General features: G+C 48.2%; 19 protein-coding genes. 11 read left to right on the plus strand and 8 right to left on the minus strand.

Annotated elements, in window-relative coordinates; genetic code table 11:
• Window position 1: 1 nt before the first annotated feature.
• The 7 genes from OU814_RS19380 to OU814_RS19410 all read right to left on the minus strand — a co-directional run bounded on the left by OU814_RS19380 (window position 2) and on the right by OU814_RS19410 (window position 3,837).
• A complete protein-coding gene (locus OU814_RS19380) occupies window positions 2-685 on the minus strand; it encodes a hypothetical protein (protein ID WP_268241824.1) in 684 nt (227 codons plus the stop codon).
• Complete coding sequence (locus OU814_RS19385) at window positions 657-941, minus strand: hypothetical protein (RefSeq protein ID WP_268241825.1); 285 nt, start codon at window positions 939-941, stop codon at window positions 657-659. Before OU814_RS19385 ends, OU814_RS19380 begins: the two co-directional genes overlap by 29 nt.
• On the minus strand, window positions 938-1,372 hold the full coding sequence (locus tag OU814_RS19390) for a hypothetical protein (RefSeq protein ID WP_268241826.1): 435 nt from the start codon (window positions 1,370-1,372) through the stop codon (window positions 938-940). The genes OU814_RS19385 and OU814_RS19390 overlap by 4 nt, the downstream gene beginning before the upstream one ends.
• 79 nt (window positions 1,373-1,451) lie before the next feature.
• Window positions 1,452-2,093, minus strand: coding sequence for a hypothetical protein (locus OU814_RS19395; protein ID WP_268241827.1), 642 nt, complete (start codon window positions 2,091-2,093; stop codon window positions 1,452-1,454).
• Window positions 2,090-2,416: a hypothetical protein gene (locus OU814_RS19400; RefSeq protein ID WP_268241828.1), complete on the minus strand. Its 327-nt coding sequence runs from the start codon at window positions 2,414-2,416 to the stop codon at window positions 2,090-2,092. Before OU814_RS19400 ends, OU814_RS19395 begins: the two co-directional genes overlap by 4 nt.
• Window positions 2,417-2,548: 132 nt before the next feature.
• Complete coding sequence (locus OU814_RS19405) at window positions 2,549-3,055, minus strand: hypothetical protein (protein ID WP_268241829.1); 507 nt, start codon at window positions 3,053-3,055, stop codon at window positions 2,549-2,551.
• Between the two features lie 323 nt (window positions 3,056-3,378).
• Window positions 3,379-3,837: a hypothetical protein gene (locus OU814_RS19410; protein WP_268241830.1), complete on the minus strand. Its 459-nt coding sequence runs from the start codon at window positions 3,835-3,837 to the stop codon at window positions 3,379-3,381.
• Between the two features lie 218 nt (window positions 3,838-4,055).
• Here OU814_RS19410 and OU814_RS19415 point away from each other — a divergent pair, with 218 nt between their 5' ends.
• The 6 genes from OU814_RS19415 (at window position 4,056) to OU814_RS19440 (ending at window position 10,286) form a co-directional block, all read left to right on the plus strand.
• Entirely contained in the window at window positions 4,056-4,283 is a 228-nt protein-coding gene (locus tag OU814_RS19415) for a helix-turn-helix domain-containing protein (RefSeq protein ID WP_268241831.1), read from the plus strand.
• A gap of 1,070 nt (window positions 4,284-5,353) precedes the next feature.
• Window positions 5,354-5,518 (plus strand): hypothetical protein, encoded by a 165-nt coding sequence (locus tag OU814_RS19420; RefSeq protein ID WP_268241832.1) that lies wholly within the window; start codon window positions 5,354-5,356, stop codon window positions 5,516-5,518.
• Between the two features lie 104 nt (window positions 5,519-5,622).
• Window positions 5,623-6,096 carry a hypothetical protein gene (locus OU814_RS19425; RefSeq protein ID WP_268241833.1) on the plus strand — a complete coding sequence of 158 codons (474 nt, stop codon included), beginning with the start codon at window positions 5,623-5,625 and terminating at the stop codon, window positions 6,094-6,096.
• Complete coding sequence (locus OU814_RS19430) at window positions 6,096-9,785, plus strand: PriCT-2 domain-containing protein (RefSeq protein ID WP_268241834.1); 3,690 nt, start codon at window positions 6,096-6,098, stop codon at window positions 9,783-9,785. The genes OU814_RS19425 and OU814_RS19430 overlap by 1 nt, the downstream gene beginning before the upstream one ends.
• The gene (locus OU814_RS19435; RefSeq protein WP_268241835.1) at window positions 9,782-9,967 is read left to right on the plus strand and encodes a hypothetical protein; all 186 of its coding nucleotides are present in this window, start codon (window positions 9,782-9,784) and stop codon (window positions 9,965-9,967) included. Before OU814_RS19430 ends, OU814_RS19435 begins: the two co-directional genes overlap by 4 nt.
• Window positions 9,957-10,286: a hypothetical protein gene (locus OU814_RS19440; RefSeq protein ID WP_268241836.1), complete on the plus strand. Its 330-nt coding sequence runs from the start codon at window positions 9,957-9,959 to the stop codon at window positions 10,284-10,286. The genes OU814_RS19435 and OU814_RS19440 overlap by 11 nt, the downstream gene beginning before the upstream one ends.
• Here the strand turns inward: OU814_RS19440 and OU814_RS19445 are convergent.
• Window positions 10,251-11,330 carry a hypothetical protein gene (locus OU814_RS19445; RefSeq protein WP_268241837.1) on the minus strand — a complete coding sequence of 360 codons (1,080 nt, stop codon included), beginning with the start codon at window positions 11,328-11,330 and terminating at the stop codon, window positions 10,251-10,253. The genes OU814_RS19440 and OU814_RS19445 overlap by 36 nt on opposite strands.
• 400 nt (window positions 11,331-11,730) lie before the next feature.
• Between OU814_RS19445 and OU814_RS19450 the strand changes: the two genes are divergently transcribed.
• The 5 genes from OU814_RS19450 (at window position 11,731) to OU814_RS19470 (ending at window position 13,602) form a co-directional block, all read left to right on the plus strand.
• Window positions 11,731-11,940, plus strand: a complete 210-nt coding sequence (locus tag OU814_RS19450) for a hypothetical protein (RefSeq protein WP_268241838.1) — start codon at window positions 11,731-11,733, stop codon at window positions 11,938-11,940.
• A gap of 50 nt (window positions 11,941-11,990) precedes the next feature.
• Window positions 11,991-12,431, plus strand: coding sequence for a hypothetical protein (locus tag OU814_RS19455; RefSeq protein ID WP_017286874.1), 441 nt, complete (start codon window positions 11,991-11,993; stop codon window positions 12,429-12,431).
• On the plus strand, window positions 12,403-12,657 hold the full coding sequence (locus OU814_RS19460; RefSeq protein ID WP_268241839.1) for a hypothetical protein: 255 nt from the start codon (window positions 12,403-12,405) through the stop codon (window positions 12,655-12,657). The genes OU814_RS19455 and OU814_RS19460 overlap by 29 nt, the downstream gene beginning before the upstream one ends.
• A gap of 25 nt (window positions 12,658-12,682) precedes the next feature.
• On the plus strand, window positions 12,683-12,877 hold the full coding sequence (locus tag OU814_RS19465) for a hypothetical protein (protein ID WP_017286875.1): 195 nt from the start codon (window positions 12,683-12,685) through the stop codon (window positions 12,875-12,877).
• A 155-nt stretch (window positions 12,878-13,032) separates the two neighbouring features.
• Window positions 13,033-13,602, plus strand: coding sequence for a rhodanese-like domain-containing protein (locus tag OU814_RS19470; RefSeq protein WP_071596208.1), 570 nt, complete (start codon window positions 13,033-13,035; stop codon window positions 13,600-13,602).

The following is a 13,602-nucleotide window of genomic DNA, read 5'->3' on the forward strand; positions in this document are numbered from 1 at the left end:
GCTACCACCCGCTAAAGAAACTGCTGAATCGTCCCCAAATACCACCCTGTTGTTGAGTTCCATTCATCAATAAGTCGCGCCGCTGCTGGTTGGCGAGGCGTTGCTCTTCTGAAATTTGCTGCTGTTTCTGGTAGTTGGGAATGCGATCGCGGATCTGCTTCTGAGCAGTTTGCCGCCGCATTTGCACCAGTTTGAGCGAAGTTTGCAAATCGAGTTGATTCAAACTGAATGCAGCCTGAAACTCTGCATTCAGTTTTTGAGCACCAGTTGCCGATTGTTGGCTCATCAGCTTTAAGTGATTGTTGTAGCCGATCGACAATAGATAGGCATCGAGAATCCCTTTATCGATCTTTTCCGCTGCTTTGCCGCCTATCTTCAGAAACTTCTGAATGAACTGTTCGTATTCGAGTTGACCCTCAATGAGTTCTTGGAAGTGTTGGTCGAGGATGGGCAGGGCTTGACGTAAACGTTTCATTTCTTGGGCGCGATTCGCGAACTCTGCGAGCTGCGGATCACTCATCTGGGGCAGGGCATTCAAGTCGATTCCGAAATACTGATGCATCGCCCTTGCTACATTTCCAGCCTGTGGTAGTAGATTCGACTGGATGCCGCGCCGCTGCGGTTGTGGAAGACGAGCCAGAGTTGATTGACCGGGTCTAAAGCGGACGATCTCGGTTGAGGGCATGAGTTTCTCCGTGAAGTGGAACTGTGAAAAAGCCGTAAGACAAATAGAGGACTCCCACCAAAGTTGAGAGGATGGCAATGATCCGCACCATCATGTCCGCAGTCGGATCACGGGGATGGGGTAGAGAGCGAATCGCTGCCGCAACGTTGTAGAATCCCTCTTCGCTGCCCGTGTAGCAAATCACGGTCTTGTCCGGTCGCTGCTCAATCTCCACCTGAATGGCGGGCGGCGCTTCTTTTTCCTTGAGGTCGATCATTTCGTCCTCCGTTGCGTGTGGATGAACTCCTGGATCTCGTCTGATGCGGGTGACTGCCGCAACGTCGAAATCGTGTTGAGTGCCCGAATCTGCATGTAGGCGGTTAAGGCTGCATTGGGATTGCTGCTGTAACTGGATTCGAGTTGGGCAACGGCTTCGCGCCGCATCCGGGCGAGGACACAATTTGCGCCGCGCTGAAAGCATCCAGAACCTCGCGTTTGACTGAGCCGCAACGCTTCAGACAAGAGTCGCTTTGCTTCAGCTTGATAGAGCACCGTTTCGATCGAGTCAGGTTGCTGCGGTTTGGGCGAAGCGTTCAGGGCAGTGCTCCGTTGAATGAGTACACCGATCAACACGACGATCGCGGCGGCGATGGCGGCGTAGGTTTCAACCGAGAACTGGGAAATTCGGATGGCTTTGATGTGCGGCATGGTTTCAGGTCTCTGCAGATGAGCGCCCCAGCCATCCCCAGCAGGAAGACGAGCAGTGGGGCATGGGTGAGAACGGCGATCAGCGTGCCGACTGCGGCTCCCGTTGAGAATCCCAGAACAATTCGGCGTTCGGCTTGCGATTCGATCTGGGCGGCGAGGACTCCTTGGGCTCTGGCGTAATGAACGATCTCAGATTGAAGCTGCCGCTGCGCTCGAAAGGGTCGGGCTCACCTTCAGCATTTAAGAATGCTTGGTCAGCGACTTCGGAGAAGATGTCGGTTGTCTCCAAGTAGCTGGCAGCAAAATCTGTTAGCCCTTGAGATCGCTGTGCGAGGAAGGATTTGGTGAATTCTCGATTGGCAAGGGTCGCGAGTTGCGAGGCATTATTCCGCTCAGTTTTGAGGATCGTCTGGGCAGCTTCTCGTTGGGCTTGCACCATCGCCCCTTGCGATTCTTTTTGCTCATTCAAGCGCTTGGCTGTGGCTTGGGACTGTGATTGTCGCACTTCTACAGTCTGAACATCGGTTTTTGCATCACTTCCAGCAGCATTGGCAGTACTCGAAGGACTGGAAGTGGTCAAGGTTTGGATTTCAGATATCAGCGCTAGAAGCTGCTCATCATCTGAATCGTAGGCATCTTTGAGATCCATATTAAGTTTGGAAGCGGCTTCTAGAAGTGCTTCCGCACCATATTCAGCTTCCAATTGGGCGAGGGTGATCATGAGGAAAGGCTCTCTTTGAAGTGTTGGATGCGCTCGTCGAGGTGGATGCCCCACTGCTGGAATTTGAGGTTCAGGAGGGCAGGCTGACGATAAAACCGCTTGAAACTCTCACGACTATTGACTCCAGGACGGGCTTGGAGCCAGAGCCGCAACGTGAATAACTGGACGAGATCGGCTTGAGTAAAGTGATGAACCTGCTGCAAGTTAAACACCTCGCGATCCGCGTTAAAGGTGGTCGGACTCTGAATTCCGAGACACTGGCGAGCTTGTGTGACATTCAGAACCGGGCAGCTATTGATCGCAGTCACTTCAACAGTCGGCATACTTCCAGGGGTTCCAAGGGTTGGAAAAGATAGGGTTGGAATCACAGTCCAAGCGTTGGACTATCAACACAATAAAAAACTGCCCAGCATTTTGGACGGCTCCAAACTAGAAAGTCGTTGGATTCCCAACGACTAATGTTGTTGACCCTGCGGATTGAGGTACAGATCGAGCCAGCCCCGCTGATTGGAGGTGCTGAGGGTTTGGCGGAGCACATCGGCATAGAGTAGGGCAGGTTTGTAGTGGTCTGGCATCCGCTCGAAGTGTTCTCCCCAAGTCGTGACGGTGCTCTCTTTCACACGCAGGACTGCGGAGAGGAGCCGCACACACTTAGCTCGATAGCCATATTTCGCTCTGGCTTGCAGTTGGTCTAAGTCCGACAGCTGATCAAGTCGGTGCCAGCGATCACAGTAGGTCTGCGCGTCAAGAAGTTCCAGGTCGCGGAGGGCAATCAGGATTGCCACTTCCGAGAGGTTCGGTCTGTTCATACCCTTGAGGAGCGGATTGCAAGATTTGGGCAGTCGTGCGTGTAGAAACCACAAAAAGGTTGGCAGCGTAAAGTCTCGAATTTTTGATCCACTCATCCAACGCACACGCGAATCCCGCCGTCCCAGAATCGCTCTTCGCTGAGCGTTGAACATTGGGTCGGATCTGGATGGAACTGAGGAATGCGATCTCCTCACATTTCGCCAATTCCTGGGAATGCAAGAGGGGCAGTTGGTGATCTCAGCACTTCCTGGCTGAGAGTCAATTCATCCAACTCAGCGGCGAGCTTGAAATTGATGAGTTCGATCGCGTTCTTGATTGTTCAGATAATGGATGAGGACTGTCTGTCGCTTCGATTGGCTGGCGAATGAGTGGCTGAAGATCTCTTTTTCATTGAGAAGTCCGCAGCCGTTGCAAGTTGAAGAAGAAAGGCAGATTTGCACGTGAATCTGCCCCAACGCAGCAAGACTTTGGGAAATTAGAAATCGAGTTCTCGATCTAGGAGTGAAATAGAAGTGCAGAGCACATAGCGCTTCTCGGTAGTGAAATAGCGAATCTCAACGGTTTCACCTCCGATTGCTTTTGCCTGCCAAACAGGCAAGCCTGTGAGAACTTTGTCGAGGTCGGGATCACCAAAGATGATGCCTAAGCCGTCCTGCTGGAGTAGGTGGATTTGGCGATCGGCGTATCCCACATCCCAACCGCTTGAATAGTGCGGATCTTGAGAAAGCGCACTGGAAACTATGCCAGCAGATCCATCGCGATACCCCTTCGATTTCAACTCGATGGGGGCAAGGTTACGAGGATCGCATCGATTTAACTGGGGGCAACTGGAACCATACAGAATTTGTTCTGTTTCGGGATGGATGTAACCCAAGCTGTGGGTGTGATCTTTGAGAATTTCGGGCAAGTCGAGAACGGAGTTTTGTGCCATCATGGGTTTGAGAAATATAGGTTCGTAGAGAAAGCGCTTTAGTTGTCCAGACCGGAGCGCTTTCTCTATGTCTTGATGCTATCATCTAATTAGCAATAGTATTAATTAAATAGCAATATTAACTACTTATTAAACACTCCAGATCGCATCAGAAATACTAACTAGATAATATTACTAACTAAATAGTAGTATTATTGTAATGGTAAATTGGAGGAATGCCTGTGAAAAACAAAATAAAAATATTCCTTGATACAAGAGGAATCACGCCTTACCAATTTAGAAAGACGGTAGGCATTGCTCAACGTACAGCATATGACCTGTATAACAATCCGGAGCAACTGCCGTCCTCAACTGTGCTGAGCAAAATTTGCGACACTTACGAAATTCAGCCAGGTGAGCTTTTGGAATGGGTGAAGCAGAATCCGCAGGGTGAAGCGATCGCAAGTTAGCGCTTCAAATCAGAATTACTCTCTATTAAAACGTCCGATTATGGGTCACTCACCTGATTCACAAAAATTTTGCTTGCTCATTTTCACAGAACATCATCATGAGTAACTCACAAACGATCAAGAATCGTCTCCGCACCCTTCTCAATACGGACGGGAATCCCGAACCTAATACAAATTATGGATCAAGGTATTATCGGCTGCTGCTGGTACAGCATCGAAGTCAAATGAGAAAAGTGTGAATTTAAACGAAGAGAGAATTCATCGGGACAAAAGCGAGATCGTGAACATCTTGGAATCTCCGATCGCGCTTTGACAAGACTATCTCTCGCTCCCAAGCTTTGCCCGCTGCAAAAGCTTGACGTGCTCGACTTAACGCAGACCTGAACAAAATCTGTGCAGCTTAGCGAGTCCAGCTCAGTGAATTCCTCGAATGAATTTCTGAGGCGGGAGAAGCGGTATTGTGGATTCCGGAGATGATGACTCAAGGATTCTGGAGATCTAAGGATCGCCGGGTTCAGATTGCCAGAAGGCGCTCATCCAAATTTTAATACCAGGGACTGAGATGAATAACGGATTCAAGTTAGAGGGACTACCGTAACGATCGGGCATCTGACATCAAGCGGTGCGTGGGTGGAGATGGCGGTTACTACCACGGACGATGTGGCGCAAGTCAGCGGCTAGAAATTGATCCGGAACAAAATTGCAGGCAGTGCTCAACGGCAATACACCTTGGGAGTCCACCTTCAGCTGCGAATCGCTGCTGAAAAACAAGGACGGATATCTTATGTAAGCTCTGCGAAACTCCGGACTTGATCCGTAGAGACTGCCACAGGATGAAAAATTGTGGATCGCGTGGATCGGATCACGAAGGCGCAGAATCTCCAAAAAACTAAATCACAGCGAAGAGTAATTAACCCTTATCCCGAGCAACTGAATAGTGACAGTAACCAGCCTGTAATTGCGGGTTGTCAAAGGTTGATGTTGCCAATTCAGTTCCAAGTCAGCTTTATCGTCTCTACTCGATTGAAGATTGCCCTATAACCACATATGCACTAGGAGCGAAGTTAATCATGAGCCAAAAGCGGAGGCAAGTGATTTTTCCTTTGATGTTAAGACCCAATGAGATGGCGCAGTTACGGGAAAACATTCCAAGTCAGCAGCGATCAAGGGTTATTCGAGAACTGCTCATCCGAGAAGGTTACCTCAATAGCGAGAATCCCCCGAAAGTGGCTTAGAGCCAACAATCAAGGGATTCTCTTGTTCAACCTTGAATAGCGCTATCCGGTCAAAGATTTTCGCTAAATCAAGGGTTCGCTTGCACTCAAATAATATGAATGCCATGACAGATCAATCGCAAATCGAGCAGCACGCGCTGTGTTCGATGGGACGGAGTTACGATTTTCCGCGCTTGCAAGCGCGGACACTCCCCCAAAAAGTTGAAGAAGCTATCCCTATGATAGCCTCAAGTTCCTCGCCAGGAAAAGATATTGATACTTATTCTATCTTAGGCAGTTGCGGAGGTGCGTTACAAGTAACCGATCCCCCAATACAGCTTGCGCTAGTGTTCTCTTGCGCTCCTTCGCCAAAACTCGATCTAGTCATCGATCTAGTGCCTTCAGAGTTTGAGGGTGATCGCTACCGTCTACGTTCTGGCAGTTTCAAGCTTCAACTTGAACTGCCAGAAGCTCAAGCTTACGAACTACTCGATCGGACTGTTCGACTTGACTGGAGCCTGGATGATCGTGGCGTTCCGATGGATATTGATCGAATCTGGGCAGCGGCACAGCAGACGATCGAGGGAGGACTTGATTAATGGTTGTCTCTAAAGGATTTGGAAAAACTCAAGTCGAAACGATCGGCGGTTCAGCAAGAACTAAAACAGAGCTATCGTACAAAATCGGTATCAATGCAAAAATTGTCGGCAAGACTTCACCTGAGCAATTGAGCTACGCCGGTGCATTCATCCCGAAATATTTGACCCTGCGAGAATTATCGATTCACTGCGGACAAAAAGGACATCCTTGGATGCCGTCTGTACTCGACAAGGGAGCGCGACGATTTCAGCATCACGCGAACTTTGCCGAAATGCTGGTTCTCGACGTTGACGGCGGAATGTCGATCGAGGAAGCAAAACAGCATCCCCTAATTTCAAAATGGTGTGGACTTGGGATTGAAACTGCATCATCAACGCCAGTGCTTAATAAATACCGTGCGGTTTTCCCGTTCCATCCGAAACAGCCAGCTTTAACAGATTGGAGAACGATCAAAATCTGTACTTTGTATCTGCAAAATTCGATTCAAGTTGCAGACAAGGCTTGTAAAGATGCTAGTCGCTTCTATTTTGGAGCTGTAGGGCGTGAGCCGTTCATCTTGAATGAATCAGCATCATTGCCTGAATCGTTTGTGAACGACGCTCTCGTATGGCATTCCGAGCAAGAAAGAATTGCTGAGGAGCAATATCGGGAAGCTTGCAGAAAATCTGAGGAGCGCAGACGGCAATACGGCAAACAGTCCGAGCAAGAACGTTTTTCGCTCGTAGAACAAGCTTTAGCGGCAATTCCTCCACGGCAGACAGGAAGCGGAAATTATGACGAGTGGATGCGGATTCTCGCGGCATTGGTGCATGAGTTTGGCGAGGCAGATGCGATCGCGTTAGTCGAACGATTTTCACCCACGATTAAAGGTACGACGTGGGACGTTCCGAGAAAAGCGCGATCGTTTCGGAAGGGAGCAGCTAGACCTGCAACGCTCGGAACTGTCTTTCGTATTGCGAAAGAGTACGGCTTTAGGTTCCCCCAAGCTAAGAGCAAATTTTTTGAGATTGGTGAACGAGATCGCGAACTTGCCAAACTGAACGAACTCTCGATCGAGCTTGGCGATTTAATCGATCGCATTTCCACCCAAAAACACATTGTTTCTCAACTTTGCTCCGTTGCTCAAGCCGACCCAGGCGAACTAATCGAAGTTGAGGAAGGCAATCCAGTTCCCCGCAACTCTTGCATTTTTGCCTTAGAGTCGCTGCAATTAGCCGATTTGGAGCATCAGCGCAGCCGGCTTGAGTCTAAACTCTCATGCGATGTTGCTGAACAAATTGAGCGAGATCGCGCTGAGCAGGCAGAAGAGAAGGAACAGCAGAAGCAGCAAGGTAGCGCGGACGATCGACGGCGTGAAAGATATCGCGCTGAAACCGAACGAATTCATCAAGAGCTTAACGGCATTAGTGTTGAACCAACACTTTCGGTATGCGGTGAATTCATCACGCCTGAATTAACTAAGCTTCCAGAGAAAAGCGGGATTATCGTCATCCAGGCTGGTACGAAATCCGGAAAATCGTCTGTCGCGCTGAAAGAATTTCTCAGCCAGCACTACAAGCGGCACGGTGTTTACGGGCACGTCTCCGCTTGGGTTCCACGTCGCAGACTAGCGGCGCAATTAGGCAAAGATTTGGGATTACCTCTGCACAAAGATGGCATAACAAATCACTATACAGCTTGCGCCGAATCGATCGGGGTTTGTAATCCTGATGATTGGGGCGATACTCCACCGCTTTTGTTCTTTGATGAACCGTCGATGACCTTTAAGCAAATCCTTGAAGGACAAACGACAAAGGATAATCAGCCTTTTGTACTGGAGCACCTAAGAACTGTATTCAAGGCTGTTGCCGATCTCGGTGGGCAGATCGTTTTGACTGAAGATACAGTTACGAATTTAGAGATTGACTTTATTCGTGACGCATCCGGACTGGAAGTCGTCGAGTTTCTTGACTTTCACAAGAAGCCAGAGTCCAGAGAAATTCAACTCCACGATCGCACTGGTAACGTTTGGGCGGAAACGAAACAGCGCCTAGAAGACGGACAAAACGTCATTCAAGGTTCTGACGTTCGACGAGAACTTGAACGGGTTGAGAAGCTTGTTTTGAGCATGGAAATTCCTAAAGATAAGGTGTTCCTGTTCACTGCACAGACTGCGCATGAGCCATATTTTGATGAATTCATCAACAATCGCGCTGAATTCATCAACAAGTACAAACCGCGGTACATCGGCTTTAGTCCAGCGATCGGTACAGGCGTTTCGATAGATGATCCGACCGGACACTTCGATGCAATGGCGCTACATCTGACGCAGCTAGAACCTCGTGACGCGATTCAAATTTCGGAGCGGTTACGATCGAATGCGCCTCGATATGGCTACGTAAGCGAATCATCTTTCGTGGATGATGATGCGTATTCGTCCAGTCGTCCAGATGTGATTAAGCGCAGTCTGTTTCGCAACCGTGACGGGATTGCGAAACTCACGAATTTTGTACCCCATGTCACCGAAAAAGCTTCTGCAATGGGCATCGGAGGGGAAGCATACCAAACACCTATCTTTGATGCGATCGCCCGTCTAGACGCAGAAAAAGACAATATCAATACGACATTCGGATGGTATCTGGACTTTTACTGTAAGTACAAGGCGCGAGGAAATTACAACAAAGGGCGAATTCGCGAAGGACTGATCGAGCGATGGGAGGCTAAAGGTTACTCAGTTTCGTTTGTTGACACCGCGCCGAACAAAGAGATGGCGGATCTTCGGAAGCAATTCCGCAAAGATCTAGAGCAAGCGGAAGCTGATAATTTTGCCGCGTGTGACGTATCAGAAACATCTCTTTCTGAAGCACGAGAAATTTTACGATCGAACAATCAAACAACGCCAGAGCAGCGACTAAAAGCACGGAAACGAATCCTAGAAGATAAGTTGCCGGGATGTCCGTTGGATGATGCAGAGTTTGTAAAACGGGTGATCGTCGAACATCACGGCAAATTCCTGAAGGCTACCGAACTGTTTTGGATGGCGCAGAATCCAGAGATCGCGAAACATCTCGATCGCTGGAATTGGGAAAATCAATTCAGCCAAGCTGGACAGGATAGGAAATTTGTCATTCTGCATAAGCTTTCGATCCGATCCGGACAAGCCAAACTTTTGAATGAGTGCCCACTGAAGCCATTTATCGATGGTGAGATTGATCACTACACTAATGATTCGTCTGAAGCGATCGCTGTAAAGGATTGGGCACTATTCCACGCGCGGCAATTTGATCGCTACCTTCGCCTGAAAATCAAACCAGAACATTCGCCTGTAAAGGTGGTGAACAAGATTCTGCGTAAACTTGGGTTTGATCCTCAGTCGATCAAGCGTCCAGGTGGAACAGGCAGCCGAGATCGAGTTTGGGCAATTGCAGACGAGCAAGCCGAGATTGATCGCAACCTGATTCTAGAATCGCTGCAACAGCGTTTTAACGAGAAGGTTCAGCGGAAAGAGCAAGAGATTGAATCTTGGGTTTCACTCTCAGAAACAGTGGCAGACATGCTCTCGATGACCCGTGATGCAATCAAGTGTGGCACTGTTTCTGAGGTTATGGGGATTTTTGCAGCTTTGAATGAGCGCGATCGCCAAGAAGTATGGAATCGATTAACAACGCAGGAGAAAGCAATCCTTCATAGGAGCAGGGCAGCGGCATGATTGATAACTCCGAATCGAATGATAACGAGCAACCCTCTCAAATGAATGAGGTGCGCTTGAGATGCCCCAGATTGATCGATCGCGTCGCTAAAAGTCCCGGATCGGCAAGACTTCTGCAACTGGCAGAGAAAGCATTGACTAATTTTGCAAATTACAAGGCGAATCGCAGCTATGACACCTGACTCTGAGAAGATACTTGCCCAAATGTACCTTGACCAGCAGAAATTTATGGCTGAGTTTAGGGAATTTAGAGCGCAACTCGAAGGACATCCCACGATCGCAGATGGATGGATGGATGCCAAAGACGCAGCGATCGCACTTAAACCAGAAGGTATCAAATCAAAGAGACATCTTCAAACAGTACGGTTAGACGGTGCTTTTAGCGAATGTAAAGGTGAGATTCGGAACGTGAGCAAGGGCGATCGTCCGACCTGGCAATATCATGTCCCGAATTGCCGCAAGGCATTACAACGGCATTTTCGGCGGATTCGAGCAGTTTAATATTTCCCGCTCGTACTGCTCATCGATCATCGCATCGGTGATCCACCGTTGATAGGTTTGCAAGTGAACCTTGGCAGAGTGACCCATCATTTTCGATACTCGTTCCACACCAAAATCTGTCGTTTCAGCGGCTCGAATCGCGAACCGATGCCGCAGATTGTACAGGGGAAACGGGATTTCGTATCGATAAAATGTTCGTTGAGAACGTCTGCCGTAGTCTGAGAACGTCTTGCCTGTTACATTTGGGCGCTTTACGTCTGTCAAATTCCACAAGTCAACCCATTTAAACGGAATCGCATAGGTGAGCCGATCTTGAGTTTTGCCATCGCTCACCAATAATTTATGCGGTTTTAGGAATTCGCAGAAAAAAACTTCGTGTGGTCTTAGTCCAAACGTAGCCAGCATTCCGTAGAACCATCGCCAGCGTTCATTAGGAATGCGATCGCGATATTCAAGAATCAATTCGTCGCTGGGGATATCTCGTGGCTGCAATCGAGATTCCCCATATTCGCCTGCGTAAGGCTTTAAATCGACTTTAATCCCGGCAAAGTCAGCAAGTGCCTGTAATCGCTGACAGGCACGTTGTCTAGCGCAACTGTGATCAGCTTTTGATAGAACTACAGCAACGATCGCGACTTCGGATAATGGCGCGTTTTGTGGCAGAAGCTTAAACGTACCCATCCAGTTCTGTTTCCAGGTTTCCGCGCTGATTTTATGCGATCGCATATATTCGACGCGAAAATTCTCGATCAATTCTGCCGTAGGTTGCTCATGCGGCTTGAGTTTTCGCTTTTTCTGCCAGTTCCCAATATTGAATGTATCTTTTGATAATTCTTGATCGAGTTGGGAACATTTGCGCTCCGCTTCCTTCAAACCGTCCTTATTTGCGGAAATACCCAAACTAAAGTCTCTCTGCCCCAATAAAGGCACTGTAGCGCGAATGACCAACTTCTGACCATTCAGACGAATTTGAGCAGCGACAGCGCCGGATTTAAGTCGATTGTTTGCAGCCTCGATCGCGCTCTGGATATCAAACTTCGGCATTTTCAAAAATCCCTAAATTATCCCTAAAAATATAGGTGATTTAGTGTCATTTTAGGACGTTTTAGAACGTTTGTACACTTATCAAAACCGAACTATAAGCACTTTTCTATAAGAATCTCAGGCGTTTTAAGGTTAAACGACTTCAATCTTGACAGGGATGAAGTCACTGGTTCGAATCCAGTATCGCCCATCAATTTCAGGATACCGAGTTTCATAGCTCCCTAAAACATCCCTAAAACCGAGTTACAACCGAATAAGTGAGACGCGATATCAAAGCGTATTCACAGCTTCTTAAGGGGGAAACCCCAACAAAAAGCTATGAATACCTAGACTGATACCGCATTTTTCATTTGTTACGTTCACAACTTGCACTTATAAAATCAACCTGCAAGTTGTGGACGTGCGTACTAAAGTTCAGTTGTATCAAGCGCGATCGACAAAATTTGCCTCTAGAAAACATAAGCCCGTTCCCTATTCCAGTGGCAATGGAAGGAATCGATTTGATGATAAATTTCGAGTCTGCATCGGCGCCGATGACGACCGCAGCATAGCTGATTCTGGCGATCGTGCTTCGGATCTACGCGGTACTAGCTTGGTTACGGTACGCTGAAGCATGGAGGCTTTTTCTTACCCATTTCGTTGAGCGATTGCTTTTATCCCATGAATAGCGAATCTTCTCGTTCGTTGCCCTGGCTCTCGTTAGGACTGTTTTGGTGCGCTTATGCCATGCTCGGATGGTATCTTGCGGCGCATCATATTATCTGGCTTGTTGGAGCCGCTGCAATCCTTGCAATTGTAATCATTTCTGGAACGGGCAGGGCTTTGCTTGAGCAGTTGTCCGGGGTGATTTCTCGCACTTTATTGATCGTTGTATTCCTGAGCTTTTTGATTAGTGTCTGTGCATTTCTATTTGTCAGCAAGTTTGAGTTCTTGGGTTTAGTCTTTCTGCCACTTGTGACAGCGGTTCTAGCGGATCTCAGCCTGCGTTCTGCGGGGTTTGAGCAGCGTCAGATATGGATTTATCTTGTCGTTATCGCTGGATTAGGAATCGGTTTAGGCGAGGTGTTCGACCTTGTATTCCTTCCGAGCATGCGGTACTGAAGAAGTCCAAATCATTAGAGCCGCGATCGTAACCGCTCTCTACACTGCCAGAAACTATAGCGAAGACGAAGCCTCGTATGAATGGGTGAATTTTCAATTAAAGCTGATCCCTCAATACTGGGAGGAACCTGAGTTAACCGAGGATTTTCGCAAACTTGTGAAGTCGCTTCGGCGGCGGCATCGGGAAGCGTTTCGGAAATCTTCAGGCATGGCAGGGGAACCCTAAGCCCGTTCCCTCAAGATTTGCGCTAATGGAAAATCAATGGACAGCCCGACCTTGGAAAGTATTTCAAGGTGTGGGGATCTCATTCCTGCTTATCGTGGTTCTCGCCTTCATCTATGGCAAGTTCATTCATCACCCGTTGCGTATCTGGCTGGCGGATGGGGAATGGTGCGTCAGATTTTCTCCAGATGGATCGGGAAAAGTCCTCTACGGCTTCGAGTGAGATCGTTAACAGATTGAGATAGTCCAGCCTTGTTTTTCTCTGGTTTGATAAGCTTGAGTAGCTCTGACGGGATCTCTATCAGTAGGATTGCAGCAGAGTTATGGAAAATGGGTGCCAGTCAAGCTTCTTCGATCTTCTTTGATAAGGAAACAGTGATGAAATATCTCGCAGTGGCTCTCCTCTCTTGCATCGTTCTGTCCAGTGAGATGCTGGCTACTTCTAGAAATCAGGCAGCGATCGCCGCTCCCAAACCCCCTTTAGATAATCCGGCAATTGATATGCCAGGGTATTTGCGCGTTTCCTATGAAGCTGCAAAGCATCGGGAGACACGCCGAATTTCTGAGGACGACTTTATTCGCATGAGCCGTGAACCGAATACGATCATCCTGGATGCCCGGAGCCGCGAGAAGTATGATTTGCTGCATATCAAAGGGGCGATTAACCTGAGCTTTCCAGACATTACGGTTGAAAGTTTGAAAAAAACGTTTCCTGACAAATCAGCGCGAATTCTCATCTATTGCAACAACAATTTCATCAACGCTGAAGAACCTTTTCCTTCAAAACTACCAACGGCTTCCCTCAATCTCTCAACCTACATTGCCTTGTATAACTACGGCTATCGCAATATCTACGAACTGGCTCCCCAAATTGACCCAAAGGTGTCCAAACTTCCCTTTGAATCGGCTCCCGTCTCAACCTCGTCTCATGGAAGCATCGTTCCTTAA

It is taken from the genome of Leptolyngbya sp. GGD (assembly GCF_026735145.1).
GTDB classification, from domain to species: domain Bacteria; phylum Cyanobacteriota; class Cyanobacteriia; order Leptolyngbyales; family Leptolyngbyaceae; genus Leptolyngbya; species Leptolyngbya boryana.

What these genes read in the sequence shown, in the direction of transcription:
- OU814_RS19380 (WP_268241824.1), bottom strand. Translation starts at nt 685, where the DNA reads ATGCCCTCAACCGAGATCGTCCGCTTTAGACCCGGTCAATCAACTCTG.
- OU814_RS19385 (WP_268241825.1), bottom strand. Translation starts at nt 941, where the DNA reads ATGATCGACCTCAAGGAAAAAGAAGCGCCGCCCGCCATTCAGGTGGAG.
- OU814_RS19390 (WP_268241826.1), bottom strand. Translation starts at nt 1,372, where the DNA reads ATGCCGCACATCAAAGCCATCCGAATTTCCCAGTTCTCGGTTGAAACC.
- OU814_RS19395 (WP_268241827.1), bottom strand. Translation starts at nt 2,093, where the DNA reads ATGATCACCCTCGCCCAATTGGAAGCTGAATATGGTGCGGAAGCACTT.
- OU814_RS19400 (WP_268241828.1), bottom strand. Translation starts at nt 2,416, where the DNA reads ATGCCGACTGTTGAAGTGACTGCGATCAATAGCTGCCCGGTTCTGAAT.
- OU814_RS19405 (WP_268241829.1), bottom strand. Translation starts at nt 3,055, where the DNA reads ATGTTCAACGCTCAGCGAAGAGCGATTCTGGGACGGCGGGATTCGCGT.
- OU814_RS19410 (WP_268241830.1), bottom strand. Translation starts at nt 3,837, where the DNA reads ATGATGGCACAAAACTCCGTTCTCGACTTGCCCGAAATTCTCAAAGAT.
- OU814_RS19420 (WP_268241832.1), top strand. Translation starts at nt 5,354, where the DNA reads ATGAGCCAAAAGCGGAGGCAAGTGATTTTTCCTTTGATGTTAAGACCC.
- OU814_RS19425 (WP_268241833.1), top strand. Translation starts at nt 5,623, where the DNA reads ATGACAGATCAATCGCAAATCGAGCAGCACGCGCTGTGTTCGATGGGA.
- OU814_RS19430 (WP_268241834.1), top strand. Translation starts at nt 6,096, where the DNA reads ATGGTTGTCTCTAAAGGATTTGGAAAAACTCAAGTCGAAACGATCGGC.
- OU814_RS19435 (WP_268241835.1), top strand. Translation starts at nt 9,782, where the DNA reads ATGATTGATAACTCCGAATCGAATGATAACGAGCAACCCTCTCAAATG.
- OU814_RS19440 (WP_268241836.1), top strand. Translation starts at nt 9,957, where the DNA reads ATGACACCTGACTCTGAGAAGATACTTGCCCAAATGTACCTTGACCAG.
- OU814_RS19445 (WP_268241837.1), bottom strand. Translation starts at nt 11,330, where the DNA reads ATGCCGAAGTTTGATATCCAGAGCGCGATCGAGGCTGCAAACAATCGA.
- OU814_RS19455 (WP_017286874.1), top strand. Translation starts at nt 11,991, where the DNA reads ATGAATAGCGAATCTTCTCGTTCGTTGCCCTGGCTCTCGTTAGGACTG.
- OU814_RS19465 (WP_017286875.1), top strand. Translation starts at nt 12,683, where the DNA reads ATGGAAAATCAATGGACAGCCCGACCTTGGAAAGTATTTCAAGGTGTG.
- OU814_RS19470 (WP_071596208.1), top strand. Translation starts at nt 13,033, where the DNA reads ATGAAATATCTCGCAGTGGCTCTCCTCTCTTGCATCGTTCTGTCCAGT.